Source organism: Streptococcus oralis, from assembly GCF_001578705.1.
GTDB classification, from domain to species: Bacteria; Bacillota; Bacilli; order Lactobacillales; family Streptococcaceae; genus Streptococcus; species Streptococcus oralis_J.
Window position 1 is genome coordinate 907,120 of the sequence record NZ_KQ969037.1, and the last position, 15,037, is coordinate 922,156.

General features: G+C 42.0%; 15 protein-coding genes. 4 read left to right on the plus strand and 11 right to left on the minus strand.

All coding sequences use genetic code 11. From position 1 onward, the window contains the following. Positions 1 to 155: 155 nt before the first annotated feature. From SORDD05_RS04595 to SORDD05_RS04610, 4 genes are all read left to right on the plus strand, one after another. On the plus strand, positions 156 to 911 hold the full coding sequence (locus SORDD05_RS04595) for a hypothetical protein (protein ID WP_061417324.1): 756 nt from the start codon (positions 156 to 158) through the stop codon (positions 909 to 911). A 296-nt stretch (positions 912 to 1,207) separates the two neighbouring features. Continuing rightward, the gene (gene murT, locus SORDD05_RS04600) at positions 1,208 to 2,551 is read left to right on the plus strand and encodes a lipid II isoglutaminyl synthase subunit MurT (protein WP_061417326.1); all 1,344 of its coding nucleotides are present in this window, start codon (positions 1,208 to 1,210) and stop codon (positions 2,549 to 2,551) included. Beyond that, the gene (gene gatD, locus SORDD05_RS04605) at positions 2,551 to 3,333 is read left to right on the plus strand and encodes a lipid II isoglutaminyl synthase subunit GatD (protein ID WP_061417328.1); all 783 of its coding nucleotides are present in this window, start codon (positions 2,551 to 2,553) and stop codon (positions 3,331 to 3,333) included. Before murT ends, gatD begins: the two co-directional genes overlap by 1 nt. 127 nt (positions 3,334 to 3,460) lie before the next feature. Beyond that, the gene (locus SORDD05_RS04610; protein ID WP_061417330.1) at positions 3,461 to 4,543 is read left to right on the plus strand and encodes a M24 family metallopeptidase; all 1,083 of its coding nucleotides are present in this window, start codon (positions 3,461 to 3,463) and stop codon (positions 4,541 to 4,543) included. Between the two features lie 102 nt (positions 4,544 to 4,645). On the opposite strand, the gene SORDD05_RS04615 is transcribed toward SORDD05_RS04610, so the two are convergent. The 11 genes from SORDD05_RS04615 to SORDD05_RS04665 all read right to left on the minus strand — a co-directional run bounded on the left by SORDD05_RS04615 (position 4,646) and on the right by SORDD05_RS04665 (position 15,037). Then, positions 4,646 to 5,107, minus strand: a complete 462-nt coding sequence (locus SORDD05_RS04615; RefSeq protein WP_061417332.1) for an ECF transporter S component — start codon at positions 5,105 to 5,107, stop codon at positions 4,646 to 4,648. Further along, on the minus strand, positions 5,085 to 5,858 hold the full coding sequence (locus tag SORDD05_RS04620) for a bifunctional hydroxymethylpyrimidine kinase/phosphomethylpyrimidine kinase (RefSeq protein WP_061417334.1): 774 nt from the start codon (positions 5,856 to 5,858) through the stop codon (positions 5,085 to 5,087). The genes SORDD05_RS04615 and SORDD05_RS04620 overlap by 23 nt, the downstream gene beginning before the upstream one ends. Next, positions 5,848 to 6,597, minus strand: coding sequence for a tRNA pseudouridine(38-40) synthase TruA (gene truA / locus SORDD05_RS04625; protein WP_061417336.1), 750 nt, complete (start codon positions 6,595 to 6,597; stop codon positions 5,848 to 5,850). Before truA ends, SORDD05_RS04620 begins: the two co-directional genes overlap by 11 nt. A 97-nt stretch (positions 6,598 to 6,694) precedes the next feature. Further along, a complete protein-coding gene (locus tag SORDD05_RS04630) occupies positions 6,695 to 7,846 on the minus strand; it encodes an MFS transporter (protein WP_061417339.1) in 1,152 nt (383 codons plus the stop codon). Between the two features lie 112 nt (positions 7,847 to 7,958). Then, positions 7,959 to 8,582: a Pr6Pr family membrane protein gene (locus tag SORDD05_RS04635; RefSeq protein ID WP_061417341.1), complete on the minus strand. Its 624-nt coding sequence runs from the start codon at positions 8,580 to 8,582 to the stop codon at positions 7,959 to 7,961. A gap of 2 nt (positions 8,583 to 8,584) precedes the next feature. Beyond that, positions 8,585 to 8,923, minus strand: coding sequence for a zinc ribbon domain-containing protein YjdM (locus tag SORDD05_RS04640; RefSeq protein WP_001061600.1), 339 nt, complete (start codon positions 8,921 to 8,923; stop codon positions 8,585 to 8,587). A 209-nt stretch (positions 8,924 to 9,132) separates the two neighbouring features. Then, the gene (locus SORDD05_RS04645) at positions 9,133 to 9,651 is read right to left on the minus strand and encodes a Dps family protein (protein ID WP_061417343.1); all 519 of its coding nucleotides are present in this window, start codon (positions 9,649 to 9,651) and stop codon (positions 9,133 to 9,135) included. Between the two features lie 148 nt (positions 9,652 to 9,799). Beyond that, entirely contained in the window at positions 9,800 to 11,581 is a 1,782-nt protein-coding gene (locus tag SORDD05_RS04650; RefSeq protein ID WP_061417345.1) for an ABC transporter ATP-binding protein, read from the minus strand. 8 nt (positions 11,582 to 11,589) lie between these two features. Beyond that, a complete protein-coding gene (locus SORDD05_RS04655; RefSeq protein WP_061417347.1) occupies positions 11,590 to 13,326 on the minus strand; it encodes an ABC transporter ATP-binding protein in 1,737 nt (578 codons plus the stop codon). A gap of 178 nt (positions 13,327 to 13,504) precedes the next feature. Next, positions 13,505 to 14,263 carry a triose-phosphate isomerase gene (tpiA, locus tag SORDD05_RS04660; RefSeq protein WP_000087893.1) on the minus strand — a complete coding sequence of 253 codons (759 nt, stop codon included), beginning with the start codon at positions 14,261 to 14,263 and terminating at the stop codon, positions 13,505 to 13,507. A 96-nt stretch (positions 14,264 to 14,359) separates the two neighbouring features. After that, positions 14,360 to 15,037: a DnaD domain-containing protein gene (locus SORDD05_RS04665; RefSeq protein WP_061417349.1), complete on the minus strand. Its 678-nt coding sequence runs from the start codon at positions 15,035 to 15,037 to the stop codon at positions 14,360 to 14,362.

Genomic DNA, 15,037 nt, shown 5'->3' on the forward strand with positions numbered 1-15,037 from the left:
GAGCAATACTCTGCAAAATGTTTAAACTTTATCATTGTAAAAAATATCGAAAGAAATCCCATATTACATTAGTATGTATTTGGTATGGGATGAAATTGACTTTCGAAAATATTAACTATATAATGTCTGTAAACAAGAAATAATGAGGTAACGATATGAATAAAACAGAATTACTATTACAAAGACTAGATGATATTGGTCAGTCTCTAAAAGATTCTAAACAAGCACTAGCTTTGCTGGCACTTGGTTCTTGCGGAGCAGAAAGAGAACGATTGGATCAATACTCCGATCTAGACTTCTTTGTTATTGTAAAAGATGGCTACAAGCAGGCCTATATTCAGGACCTAACCTGGTTAAGTAAGCTAGAACCAATTGCATTTCACTACCAAAATACAGTGGACGGACATAAAGTTCTATTTGAAGATGATGTTTTTTGTGAATTTGCTGTCTTTGAAGCTCATGAACTAGTAAACATTCCCTTCGCTGAAGGCAAGATTATCTGGAAGGAGGTCGGTTTTGATGGAACAATCTGCCAGCCACAAAGATTGCCATCAAACGAAAACAGAGACCGTGAATGGCTGTTGGGAGAAATTTTATGCAATCTATATATAGGACTAGGTCGCTATCAACGAGGCGAAAAATTGGCTGCTTATGATTTCATCCAAAACAGATCCGTCAAGCTTTGGACCGAACTAATCAATTTGGAAAAAACTTCTAAATCTGATTTTATAGATATTTTTAACAGCAACAGAAGATTTGAAAAAGGTTATCCAAATGAGGCCAAACAATTGCCTCACTTCTTGCAAGGTTACGAACGAATTTCTGAATCTGCTCAGGCACTCCTAGAATATCTTGATAAACACTATCCTCTTAACGCATTTATAAAAGAAAAAATTCGTAATTTATTATAAAAGAGACTTTCCAAAAAATGATCTAAATCCCAAAAGTTAGGTATCTTTGTCAGTTATAATGGATTAATGAAATTTTAAAACCTGTAGGGGATAATCGATGTCCTCTCCTTTCTTATGTTCAGAGTAAGAAAGATTTATTTCTTAAAGTTGCCAAAGTTATCAAATCCAAAGATATTGTATTTGATTGGTTTGGTTTAATCAGAACCTAAAAAGCACTTCTAAGGTTACTTCTTTAGTTGATCTTAGAGGTTACTTTAGTTATTGGACTGCTGGGCGCAGTATGATATAATAGAAACATGAAATTAAAAACTACTTTGGGCCTCCTAGCCGGGCGTTCATCTCACTTTATTTTGAGCCATCTTGGCCGTGGAAGTACGCTACCTGGAAAACTCGCCCTTCAATTTGATAAAGATATTTTGCAAAACCTAGCTAAGAACTACGAGATTGTCGTGGTCACTGGAACCAACGGGAAAACCCTGACAACTGCCCTCACTGTCGGCATTTTAAAAGAGGTTTATGGTCAAGTTCTGACCAATCCGAGCGGTGCCAACATGATTACAGGGATTGCAACAACCTTCCTAACAGCCAAATCTTCTAAAACTGGGAAAAACATTGCCGTCCTCGAAATCGACGAAGCCAGTCTTTCTCGTATCTGTGACTATATCCAGCCTAGTCTTTTTGTCATCACTAATATCTTCCGTGACCAGATGGACCGCTACGGTGAGATTTACACAACTTATAACATGATTTTGGATGCTATTCGAAAAGTTCCTACTGCTACTGTTCTCCTCAATGGTGACAGCCCCCTTTTCTACAAGCCAGCTATTCCAAATCCAGTTCAGTATTTTGGTTTTGACTTGGAAAAAGGGCCAGCCAAACTGGCTCACTACAATACCGAAGGAATCCTCTGCCCTGACTGTCAAAGTATTCTGAAATATGAACTCAATACCTATGCCAACTTGGGAGCCTATATCTGTGAAAATTGTGGCTGTAAACGACCTGACTTGGACTACCGTCTGACCAACTTGGTTGAGTTGACCAACAATCGTTCTCGCTTTGTTATCGACGGCCAAGAATACGGCATCCAAATCGGCGGACTTTACAACATCTACAATGCCCTTGCTGCGGTTGCCATTGCTCGATTCCTCGGTGCAGATTCGCAACGGATCAAGCAGGGATTTGACAAGAGTCGCGCTGTCTTTGGTCGTCAGGAAACCTTCCATATCGGTGACAAGGAATGTACCCTTGTCTTGATTAAGAATCCTGTCGGTGCAACTCAAGCTATCGAGATGATCAAACTAGCACCTTATCCATTTAGCCTTTCTGTCCTTCTCAACGCCAACTATGCTGATGGGATTGACACTAGCTGGATCTGGGATGCGGACTTTGAACAAATCACTGACATGGACATTCCTGAAATCAACGCTGGTGGTGTCCGTCATTCTGAAATCGCACGCCGTCTTCGAGTGACAGGCTATCCAGCTGAGAAAATCACTGAGACAAGTAATCTGGAACAAGTTCTCAAGACCATTGAGAACCAAGACTGCAAGCATGCTTATATCCTAGCAACCTATACTGCCATGCTTGAATTCCGCGAACTACTGGCTAGTCGTCAGATTGTTAGAAAGGAGATGAACTAATGGTTTATACTTCACTTTCCTCAAAAGCTGGCAACTACCCTTATCAGCTCAATATCGCCCACCTTTACGGAAACCTCATGAATACCTATGGGGACAACGGAAACATTCTCATGCTCAAGTATGTGGCTGAAAAACTGGGGGCACATGTGACGGTTGACATCGTTTCTCTCCATGATGACTTTGATGAAAACCACTATGATATCGCCTTTTTCGGTGGTGGTCAAGACTTTGAACAAAGTATTATCGCTGGAGACCTTCCTGCTAAAAAAGAGAGCATTGACAACTACATCCAAAATGATGGTGTGGTTCTAGCCATCTGCGGTGGTTTCCAATTATTGGGGCAATATTATGTGGAGGCTTCAGGCAAACGCATCGAAGGGCTCGGTGTTATGGGCCACTATACCCTCAACCAGACCAATAACCGCTTTATCGGTGACATCAAGATTCACAATGAAGATTTCAATGAAACCTACTATGGATTTGAAAATCACCAGGGCCGTACCTTCCTCTCTGATGACCAAAAACCACTGGGACAGGTTGTCTATGGAAATGGAAATAACGAAGAAAAAGTCGGCGAAGGGGTTCATTATAAGAATGTCTTTGGTTCCTACTTCCACGGACCTATCCTCTCTCGTAATGCTAATCTGGCCTATCGCCTAGTCACTACTGCCCTCAAGAAGAAATACGGTCAGGATATTCAACTCCCTGCCTATGAGGAAATTCTCAGCCAAGAAATCGCTGAAGAATACAGCGACGTGAAAAGCAAGGCTGACTTTTCTTAAACTAAGAAAAACTATATCAAAGAACTCCCCTATCTTGTCGGAGTTCTTTTTGCCTGTTCTTTTACCCTTCTCCCTTGCATTTTCTCTCTTTTTTTGCCAAAATAGAGGGGTAGAAAGAAGGTAGCATATGTCTAAATTACAACAAATCCTAACATATCTTGAATCAGAAAAACTAGACGTCGCTGTCGTATCTGACCCCGTCACTATCAATTATCTCACTGGCTTTTACAGTGATCCCCATGAACGCCAAATGTTTCTCTTTGTCCTAGCGGATCAGGAGCCTCTCCTCTTTGTTCCAGCCCTTGAAGTAGAGCGTGCAACCAGCACTGTTTCCTTCCCAGTAGTGGGCTATGTGGATTCTGAAAATCCTTGGCAAAAAATCAAAAACGCTTTGCCTCAGCACGACTTCAAACGTGTTGCTGTTGAGTTTGACAATCTCATCTTAACCAAATACCATGGTTTGAAAACGGTCTTTGAAACTGCTGAGTTTGAAAATCTCACTCCTCGTATCCAACGCATGCGCCTCATCAAATCAGCTGATGAAGTCCAAAAAATGATGGTTGCAGGTCTCTATGCTGATAAAGCTGTAAAAGTTGGTTTTGACAATATTTCTCTTAATAAAACCGAGACAGATATCATTGCCCAAATCGACTTCGCCTTAAAGCGTGAAGGCTATGAAATGAGTTTTGATACCATGGTCTTGACTGGCGATAATGCTGCAAATCCACACGGAATTCCTGGGGCAAACAAGGTCGAAAAAGACGCCCTTCTCCTCTTTGACCTGGGTGTTATGGTCAATGGCTATGCATCAGATATGACTCGTACAGTCGCTGTCGGCAAACCAGACCAATTCAAGAAAGATATTTACAACTTGACCCTTGAAGCACAACAAGCTGCTCTTGACTTTATCAAACCTGGTGTGACTGCTCATGAAGTAGACCGTGCTGCCCGTGAAGTCATCGAAAAAGCTGGTTACGGTGAGTACTTCAACCACCGTCTCGGTCACGGTATCGGTATGGATGTCCACGAATTCCCATCTATCATGGAAGGAAACGACATGGTCATCGAAGAAGGCATGTGCTTCTCTGTTGAACCAGGTATCTATATTCCTGGTAAAGTCGGCGTTCGTATCGAAGACTGTGGTGTTGTTACCAAGGATGGCTTTGACCTCTTTACAAGCACCAGCAAAGACTTGCTTTATTTTGATTAATATTCTTCGAAAATCTTCCCACAATAAAACGCATAATATCAAGGTTTTTCAACACTTGATATTATGCGTTTTTCTGATTCTTAGAACTTTTCTCCAGCCGCTTTACTTAATTTTCTTAATACTCTGACTAAGCACAAACCCCACAACCATACCCAAGGTATTTTGCAGGAAGTTTGGTAGGATTTCTGGTAGAGCCGCTGCCCAGCCATTCATCAAAGTTGAACCCAAGGCGTAGCCCCCCACCATAACAATCGTTGCTAAGATAAGGCCTAGCCACTGAGTTTTTCCTTTAAATCCTGCGAAAAATCCCTGCAAGCCATGGTTGACCAAGCTAAAGAACATCCACTGTGGATAGCCTGATAAGAGGTCAATCATGAAACCTGCTAGTCCTCCAACGACAGCCCCCTCTTTACTGCCAAAGTAAAAGGCTGCAAAGAAGACACCCGCATCTAAGAGAGTTAGAATGCCTGTTGGCGTTGGAATTTTTAAGAAATAACCTAGAACCACAGAAAGGGCTGTCAAGATTGATACAAGGGCTATTTTAGTTGTTTTGGTTTGCTTCATATTGTCTTACTCCATATTGATCTGCTTGTGCAATAGCACGGTAAACGAAAGCCTTAGAACTCCCTACTGCTGTTAAAAGGTCATCACCTTTGACCAGGTGACTGGCAATGCTTGATGCAAAGGTACAACCTGCACCAGCATTTTGGCCTTGGATAACGGGATTTTCTAGGACAGTGAAGGTTTTCCCATCATAAAAGACATCCACAGCCTTGTCCTGGCTAAGGCGATTGCCTCCCTTGATAATGACCGCTGGCGCTCCTAATTCATGCAATTTCTGCGCTGCAGCCTTCATATCTTCCAAGGTTTTAATCTCCTGACCAGCTAATAATTCTGCTTCAGGGAGATTTGGCGTAATCACGCTAACATGAGGGAAAAAGCGAATCAACTCTTGACAGAGTTGGCTGACAGCTACATCGTGCGTTTCCTTGCATACCAAGACTGGATCTAGAACTACAGGCACCCCTGGGTGTTGCTTGATAAAGTCCAAGGCCTTCTCAGCCACACTGACAGTAGGGAGAAGACCAATCTTAATCCCCGCAAACTCCACATCACGTAAGCTATTCAACTCATGTTGAAAAATAGTATCGTCCGTTGGAAGGACTTCAAAGCCCTTTTCTGTCAAGGCCGTCAAACAAGTCACTGCTACAAAGCCATGCAAACCATTTAAAGTATAGGTAGCCAAATCAGCTGACAAACCGCCACCACTAAAAATATCATTTCCAGAAAGTGCTAAAATACGATTATTCCTCATAACGAATCTCCTTTAAATACAAGCCATTCGGTGCAGCCGTGGGACCTGCAAGTTGCCTGTCATTCTTCTCCAAAATCAAGTCAATCTGCTCAACTGGCATGCGGTTGTTTCCGATTTTGAGCAGCGTCCCCACCATATTGCGAATTTGCTTATACAAGAAACCATTTCCTGAAAAGCTAAAGGTCAAAAACTGGCCTGTCTCATCAACACTAAGACTAGCTTCTGTAATGGTCCGAACCTTGTCCTCTACACTAGTCCCAGATGCTGTAAAACCGGTGAAATCATGGGTTCCCTCTAACTTTTTGATTGCCATCTGCATCCGCTCAACATCAAGCGGATAGGGAAAGTGAGTAGCATAGTGACGGCGCATGGGATTTTTAGGACGGCCCCTATCCACGATAAACTCATAGGTCTTGCTATGTTTTGCATAACGGCAATGAAAATCATCCGCCACGATCTTAATCGAAATCACATCAATATCTTCTGGTGACTGAGTATCCAGAGCAAAACGGAGTTTTTCCTCATCCATCTGATAGGGCAGATCAAAATGAATAACCTGACCCAGAGCATGAACCCCACTGTCCGTCCTACCAGCACCGTGAACAGTGATGGCTTGTCCCTTATTAAGTCTCGTTAAGGTTTTTTCGATTTCCTCCTGAACGCTCCGCGCATGGGGCTGACGCTGAAAGCCAGCAAAGGCATAGCCGTCATAGGAAATAATTGCTTTATATCTCGTCATGACTTCTATTTTATCAGGAAATAAAAATGTAAACAAGTTTAAAAACCAATAATTGTCTGGGGACAAAAACGAAAAAGAAAAACTTAGGAAATCAATCCTAAGCTTTCTTTCGAAGAGAAAACATAACAAATACGGAAGTCACTATTAACCAGCATCCTAGAATGGTGAAAACCAGCATCCCGTTTTGAGTGACCATGCCGATAGCTCCCAGGACGAATGGTGTCGTAAAGGCCCCAAAGCTACATCCTAACACTGCAAAAGACGTTGCCTGATTAAGGAGGTTAGCTGGAATTCTTTCAGAAAGAAGTTGAAAGACAGTGGTCAAGGCCACACTGTAAGAAAAACCTGCCACAACACTTCCAACTACCATCACACCCAATGACGGAGACAAGGCAATCACAATTTGCCCCAATCCAAAGGTGATACCTGACCAAAGGAGCAACCTTTCTTTAAAGAGAGAAATCAAGACAGAAAAACTCACGCCAGCCAAGATACCAATCAGCTGCATGACACTAAGAACAAAACTAGATAATTGAGCATCCCCGAGACCTCTTTCCACCATCAAACTAGGAATACGAATGGTGATGGCTGTGTTGGTGCAGACAACAACTGCTGCTTCGACAGCCAATAGAAAAATCAAGCCTTTCATCTGTCCTGTCAAACGAGTTGTTTCGGCCTCTTTTTTCTTTGTTTCTTTCTTTTCTTTCCCATAAGGGACAAAGAGCAGATAAAGGATCAATACTAAAAATCCTGCACTGTAGGCCAAGAAGGTCACTGTCCATCCCCAGGATAAGAGCTGACCAACCACTAGAGTCAAAATCGATGCGCCGACAACTTCTGCTGATCCGCGAAGACCCAGCATCTGGATCCGTGTCTTTCCATGATAGCGTTCACTGATAATAGAAATGGCCTTGGCATTGATCATCCCCACACCCAAACCAAATAAAATTCGCATCGCAAAGACAAAGTTATAATCCTGATACCAGAAGGGGGCTGTTCCACCAATAGAGAGGATGAGAAGCCCTAGACTAATCTGAAGACGCTCAGGAAACAAACGTTCCAAAAACCCATTTAAAATCAGCATGATCATAATTCCAAAAGAAGGAAGGCTGACCAAGAGCTCGATTTGTTCTTTGGGGTAGCCTTGATAGTAGTCAAACATGGCTGGCAGAGCACTTGAGATGGAAAAGGAGGTAATCAAAACGAGGGAGAGGGCCAAAATACTAGCCCGTTCTAAATATTGTTTCATGGATTTTCTTTCTATATATTTCTCACTGTTTATCCTTTTAAAAGGAAGATGGCAAGAAAAGAAGGAGCCCGATTGAACTAGAGACTCCGTCCTAACTTTCCTAATAGGAAGACTATTTTCGCTTGATTTGCTTGATCAGATAGAAGATAAAGCCTGCAACCATATAAGCCACAAAAATGATCAAACACCATTTGATGACCACGTCCCAACCCTTGTTCACATTCAAAAAGAAATAGGGGAAGGGATTGTCCTTGGAATTCGGAATATTGAGTTTCAAGACAAGACCATTAAACAAGGCAAAAATCATATAAACCAAGGGCAAGATAGTCCACAAGACTGGATCCCAGATTTTATATTGACCCTGTTTATCAAAGAAGAGGGTGTCAGCTAAAAACCAGAGTGGAACGATATAGTGGCAAAGGAAATTTTCCACACGGTAAAAGTCTGTCGCAATCGGAGCAAGCATAAAATGGTAAATCACACAGGTAATCATGATACTCATGGTGACGCCACCCTTGAGACGAAGCAAGGTCGGACTTTGCCAATTTTCCCCTGAACGGCTCATCACACGGAACAGATAACCCGTGAAAATCGTTACCAAAAGATTGGACAACACTGTGTAGTAAAGGAGCATACCAAAACCACCATGCTTAGTAATCTCCAAATAAACTCCTGTAAATGCCGCTAAGAACAAGAGCACTCGGCTATAAAAGATAAATTTGTAGTTCAGTTTCATGGCTAGATTTTCTTAACAAATTCTGATTTGAGTTTCATAGCTCCAAAGCCATCAATCTTACAGTCGATGTTGTGGTCACCTTCTACGATACGGATATTTTTAACACGAGTTCCTTGTTTCAAATCCTTTGGCGCACCTTTTACTTTCAAGTCCTTGATAAGGGTCACAGTATCGCCGTCAGCCAATTTATTTCCATTGGCATCGATAGCGACAACGCCTTCTTCTACTTCTGCAACTTCTGCAGGATTCCACTCATAGGCACACTCTGGGCAGACCAAGAGACTTCCGTCTTCGTAGACATATTCTGAATTACATTTTGGGCAATTTGGTAAGTTGTTCATGGGTTCTCCTTATAACATTTCACTATTTTTTGACAATCAAAATTTCTCGAACAGCAACTATTATACCGTAAAATCCTACTTTTGACAATGTGTCCTAAGTCCAGCAGACAAAAAAATCATGCAACTTTTTACAGTTACATGACTTTTAAAAGATGATTGGTCATGGGCACTTATCAAGCACCTCATGATAAAAGGGGTACAACTATATTTTACAAACCAGGAGCTTGTCCAAGTTCTGCCGCAAGCATCCAAACTGTTTTCTCAAGTTCAGCCTTAGCCCCAACAAAGATATCGTTTGTAACGTCGTCACCTTCTTCGTCAGTTACATCCAAAGCTTTTTGGAAAAGAGTGATGAGGTAGCGATAAATAGCTAGAACACGTTCCAAGCTTTCTTCAACGTTACGGAATTCTCCTTCTTCTTCTTCGATTTCACTGTGTTGAAGGAACTCTGTCAAAGTTGAGTAAGGTTTGCCACCAAGGGTAATCAAACGTTCGCTAATTTCGTCAAGATAGCCATCAAGACTGTCCATATATTCATCCATTTTTGGATGCCAAACGAGGAAGCCACGACCACGCATATACCAGTGAACTTGGTGAAGGGCGATGTGAGCCACATACAAGTCCGCCACTGCTTGGTTCAATACTTCCTTTGTTTTAGCCAATGCTACTGGCGCTGCTTTAGATAATGTTGTTACGTCTTTTACTGCTTCTTTTTTCAATTCAACCATTTTTCTTACCTCGTAATATTATTTTTGTAACCAATTTATTGATTACTACCTAAGTATACTACTCCTGGTATACAAAAGCAAGGGAATTAACTCATATTAAAAAAGTTGTAATAGACTGATAATTTAAGAATAGTCTAGACCGTTTTGATTAGCTGACTTGATCAGATTTACCCGAAAATTGGCTTTGGTACAGATCATAATAAAAGCCTTTTGCTTGGAGCAAGCTTTCATGATTTCCCTGCTCAATAATCTGTCCGTCCTTAAGAACAAGAATCTTGTCTGCTTCTTGAATGGTCGAGAGACGGTGAGCGATGACAAAGCTGGTCCTTCCCTTCATCAAGCGTTTCATAGCTTTTTGAATCAAGAGTTCCAAACGGGTATCAACTGAGGAAGTCGCTTCATCCAGAATGAGAATTTTAGGATTGGCTAGGAGAGCACGCGCGATGGTTAAGAGTTGTTTTTGTCCGAGGGAAATATTACTTGACTCTTGGTTCATCTCCATGTTGTAACCACCAGGAAGCGTTCGGATAAAGTGGTCTACATTTGCCGCTTTGGCAGCTTCTATTATTTCCTCGTCACTGGCGTCAAGATTTCCAAAACGTAGGTTTTCTTTGATAGTACCTTCATAAAGCCAAGCATCCTGCAAGACCATCCCAAACTGACGGCGGTAATCTTGACGTGACAACTGGCGAATATCCTGCCCGTCAACCAAGATTGCGCCTGCTGTGACATCGTAAAAGCGCATAAGCAGATTGATCAAGGTCGTTTTACCAGCTCCAGTAGGACCAACAATCGCCACCATCTCTCCCGGTTGAACTTCTAGATTAAAGTCTCGAATCAATGGTTTGTTTTCAACATACTGGAAGTCAACCTGCTTGAAGCTAACCTGACCCGTTAAAGGTTCAAGGATTTCGAGTTCTTCTCCCTTGATTTCCTCAGTCTCATCTAAGATGTCGAAAATACGATCGAGCGAAGACTTGGCGCTTTGCATTTGACCCGCAAGTTGTGTGATGTTTTGGATTGGTTGACTGACCTGCCAAACGTACTGAACAAAGGCCTGCATATTCCCCACTGTCAAACGACCCGCAATCACTTGCAAACCACCAAGAACTGCAACGATCAGATAGGTCAAGTCCGATACAGCATGAAGGGCTGGCATCATGAGCCCAGAGATAAAGCTGGCTTTAAAACCAACACGTTGGAGATCGTCTGTAATCTTAGAAAATTCTTTATGAGAAGTTTCCTCACGACCGTAGAGTTTCAAGACATTAAAACCTGTAAGATTTTCCTGCACATAACCATTCATCCGTCCTAAAATAGCCGCCTGTTCTTTAAAATAAGGCTGAGAACGTTTCAGGATGCTTCTAGCACCAAAATAGGTCACTGGAATGGATAGAATCACCACTATAGCTAGTTGGAAGTTCAAGTATAAAACCATTCCCATCACGAGAACAATTGTCAAAACGGCATTGACAATTTGGAGGAAAGACTGCTGAAGAGCGTTTGACACTGTCTCAACATCACTGGTAAAGCGCCCCAACAAATCACCAAACTGGTGTTTGTCAAAGAAAGACACTGGGATACGATTAATTTTCTCGGTCATTTCATTTCGCAGATCTTGGGTCATAGACTGGACCGCATTGGTCATGAAATAATTGGAATAATAAGAACCAAGTTCATACAAGAGACCTCTAAAGAGGTAAATGATTAAAACCGTTCCGATGTAGGCTGTGTTGATACGAGCACCAGCAAAACCATTAGCCATATCTATGAGATTCTTTGTCAATTCCGTAATGGCTAGCCCCAATACAAAAGGCTCCAAGACACTCATGACTACGCTTAAAACTTTTAGAAAGACGGCAAAAAAGACAGAAAAACGGTAGGCTTTCAAATAGCTCCACAAACGAGCCAAACTAGATTGTGTTTTCATATTTCCTCCTATTCTTCTGTTAGAGATGCATTTTTCAACTGCGACTCAGCAATTTCACGATAGATGTCATTGGTTTCCATTAATTCCTCATGGCGACCGCGACCCACGATTTCTCCCTTATCAAGAACAATAATCTGGTCCGCATCCATGATGGTTCCGACACGTTGAGCGACAATCAAAACTGTAGCATTCTGTGTTACTTCCTTGAGACGACGGCGTAAAATAGCATCCGTGCGATAATCCAAGGCTGAGAAGGAATCGTCAAAAATATAGATATCAGGATTCTTTATAACCGCTCGGGCAATTGAGAGACGTTGTTTCTGTCCTCCAGAAAGGTTGCTTCCGCCTTCAGCTAGATGAGTCGCAAAGCCTTCTTCTCGGCTTTCGATAAAATCTTTGGCTTGCGCCACGTCCGCTGCCTGATGTAGGTCATTGTGACTAGCATCTTCCTTCCCATAGCGAATATTTTCAGCGATAGTTCCTGTAAAAAGCAAGGCCTTCTGCGGGATAAAACCGATCTTTTGACGGAGAGACTTGAGGCGATAATCCCTCACATCAACACCATCCACTTTGATTTTTCCAAGGGTGACATCGTAAAAACGAGGAATTAATTGCACAAGAGAGGATTTACCAGATCCGGTCGATCCGATAAAGGCAATGGTTTCACCTGGTTTAGCGCTGAAAGAAATATTATGCAAAACAGGGTTTTCCGTCTCACCAGGATAGGCAAATGTGACATTTTCAAATTCCAAATAACCGTGAGTTTCTGTCTCTCTGACTCCTCCTTCATTTGGATCAATAGAAATCGGCATATCCATGACTTCTTTCAAACGTTCACTCGAAACGGCTGTACGAGGATACATGGTGAAGAGATTGGATAGGAAAAGGAAGGACAAGAGAGCGTGGAAACTATATTCGATAAAGGCTACCAAGTCCCCAATTTGCAGAGAACCTTGTTTGATAGGGTCCAGAGCGAACCAGACAATAGCCACAATCATGGCAATGATAATCTGAACAAACAAAGGTTCCGTCAAACCGGTTAGTTTAAACAGACGATTGGAATTAGCTGCATAGACCGCATTTTGTCCTGCAAAGCGTTCCTCTTGAAACTTCTCACGAGCAAAGGCACGAATGACACGAAGCCCCATCAGATTTTCACGAGCGTATTGATTGATTTTGTCCAAAGTTTTCTGCTGTTTCTCTGATAAAGGGCGAGTTTTAACAGCAACATAAATGACCACCACAGCCAAGAAAGGTACTGCAAAAGCCACTATCCAAGCTAATGACGGGCTGGTTAGAAAGATCATTAAAATACTAGATAGCATCATCATGGGAGTGATGACACCCAGTTTTAAGGTCTGTTCTGCAAACTGCATGAGAACAAAGGCATCACTGGTAATACGAGTAACCAGTGAAGATACTCCAATCTTTTCATATTCATGATGAGAATACTCTTGCAATTTGGCATAGAGATCATCCCTCATATCCTTAACCATATTGGTCGTCAGCTTACTAGCAGCATAGGCTAAGACTATACGCCCCAAGGTTCCACATAGGATAATCACCAGCATGATTGCCGCCCAAACATACAATTGATGTTCATTCCCTTTATTCACACCTTCATCAATCATCCGAGCCAGAACAGTTGGCAATCCAAGATTAACGATAACAAAGAAAATCGCTCCAAAGAAATCCAAGAATAACCACTTGGGATATTTTTTCAAATAAGACCAAATATAGAGCATAACTCCTCCTTTCATAACTTTTTGATACAGAAAAGAGCGCGCATCCGCACGCCTTTCCTTCCCTAAGGAACTTCCCTAGTCGGAAAAATTCCTCTTTCACAAGAATACTCCAAGTAAAAACAAGACAGGCAGTCAAAGTTACCTGATACTTTTGACTGTCTGTCTGGAAAAAACTAGATTATTTTACAAAGTCAAGCAATGCCAAGAAGCTTTCAGCTTCAAGTGACGCACCACCAACAAGGGCACCGTCAACGTCTGGGCAAGCCATGTATGAAGCAACGTTCTCAGGTTTAACTGAACCACCGTATTGAACACGAACTTTGTCCGCAACTTCTTGACCAAAGTCAGCCGCTACAACGTCACGAACAACTTTACACATTTTTTGTGCGTCGTCTTGTGAAGCTGATTTACCAGTACCGATAGCCCAGATTGGCTCGTAAGCGATAACTGATGCAGCAACTTGTTCAGCTGTCAATCCAGCCAATGCAGCAGATACTTGAGCACCTACGAATTCAGCAGCTTTACCAGCTTCGTAAGTTTCAAGTGACTCACCACAACAGATGATTGGAAGCATACCATTTGCAAAAATTGCTTTTGCTTTTTTGTTGATATCTTCGTCAGTTTCATGGAAGTAGTCACGGCGTTCTGAGTGACCGATAACAACATAGTCAGTACCGATTTCTTTCAAAACTTGTGGGCTAGTTTCACCAGTGAAAGCACCTGCATTTTCAAAGTAGCAGTTTTGGGCAGCAACTTTAAGGTTTGAACCTTTAGCAGCAGCAAGAACAGTTGTCAAATCAAGAGCTGGAGCTGCGATACCTGCTTCAACAAGATCTGATGAAGGAAGTTTTGAGGCAACGGCTTCAACGAATGCTTTTGCTTCTTCTGGATTTTTGTTCATTTTCCAGTTACCAGCGATAAATGGTTTACGTGACATTTCACATACCTCTTTTTTCATTTTATTTTCTATTATTTTATCATATTTATAAGGAGCTTGCAAATCTTACTCTAATTTACAAGAATTTCCAAGCGGCTACTCTTGCCACAAATTCATGGCATCAAGGAAATCAGCTGAAGCTTGCACTTGTTTGGGATTGTTTGCTTCTCTCTCAGCTCGTTTAGCCTCCACCTGAGCCACAGACTGGATGCCTTCATGGCGCCAATTCCGAAGGATGGCCTGAATATATTTCCAGTTTGGTTTGCCATTTAGAACAGCCTCTCGGAGAGCTTCCTTGATCAAATCCGCCTTGATACCGTCTTCTTTGACAGTCTTGGAAAGATCTTCGATTTCAAACGGCGTTAGCAAGCGTCCTAATTCCTGCTGAAAAGTCTCAACAAGATCCTTCAATTGATTTTGCAGGTTTGGGGCAGTTGTAGCTGGAATCTGGCTGTCCAACAAGCTATCCAAGCGTTCAAAGGCCAAACTAGCATCAAAAATAAGCTCAATTTCCCCATTTAGTTCAATCGTTCGATATTGTAGTAGCCCATTTTCAGTCAAGTTTGAAATGGATTGGTTGACATCTGCAAGTTCTTTTCCAATAGTTTCTGCAATTTGGCTTGGCGATAGCTCATCCAAAGCAGATGTATTTTGTAGATAAAAAAATTGCCAGACGAGAAAATCATCACTAGAAGGAAAGAGTTCCTTAAAATGCAAGAGCAGGGCACTTGGCAAAACCAAGTTCCCTGATTTGAAAGCGTCAAAATATGTCAT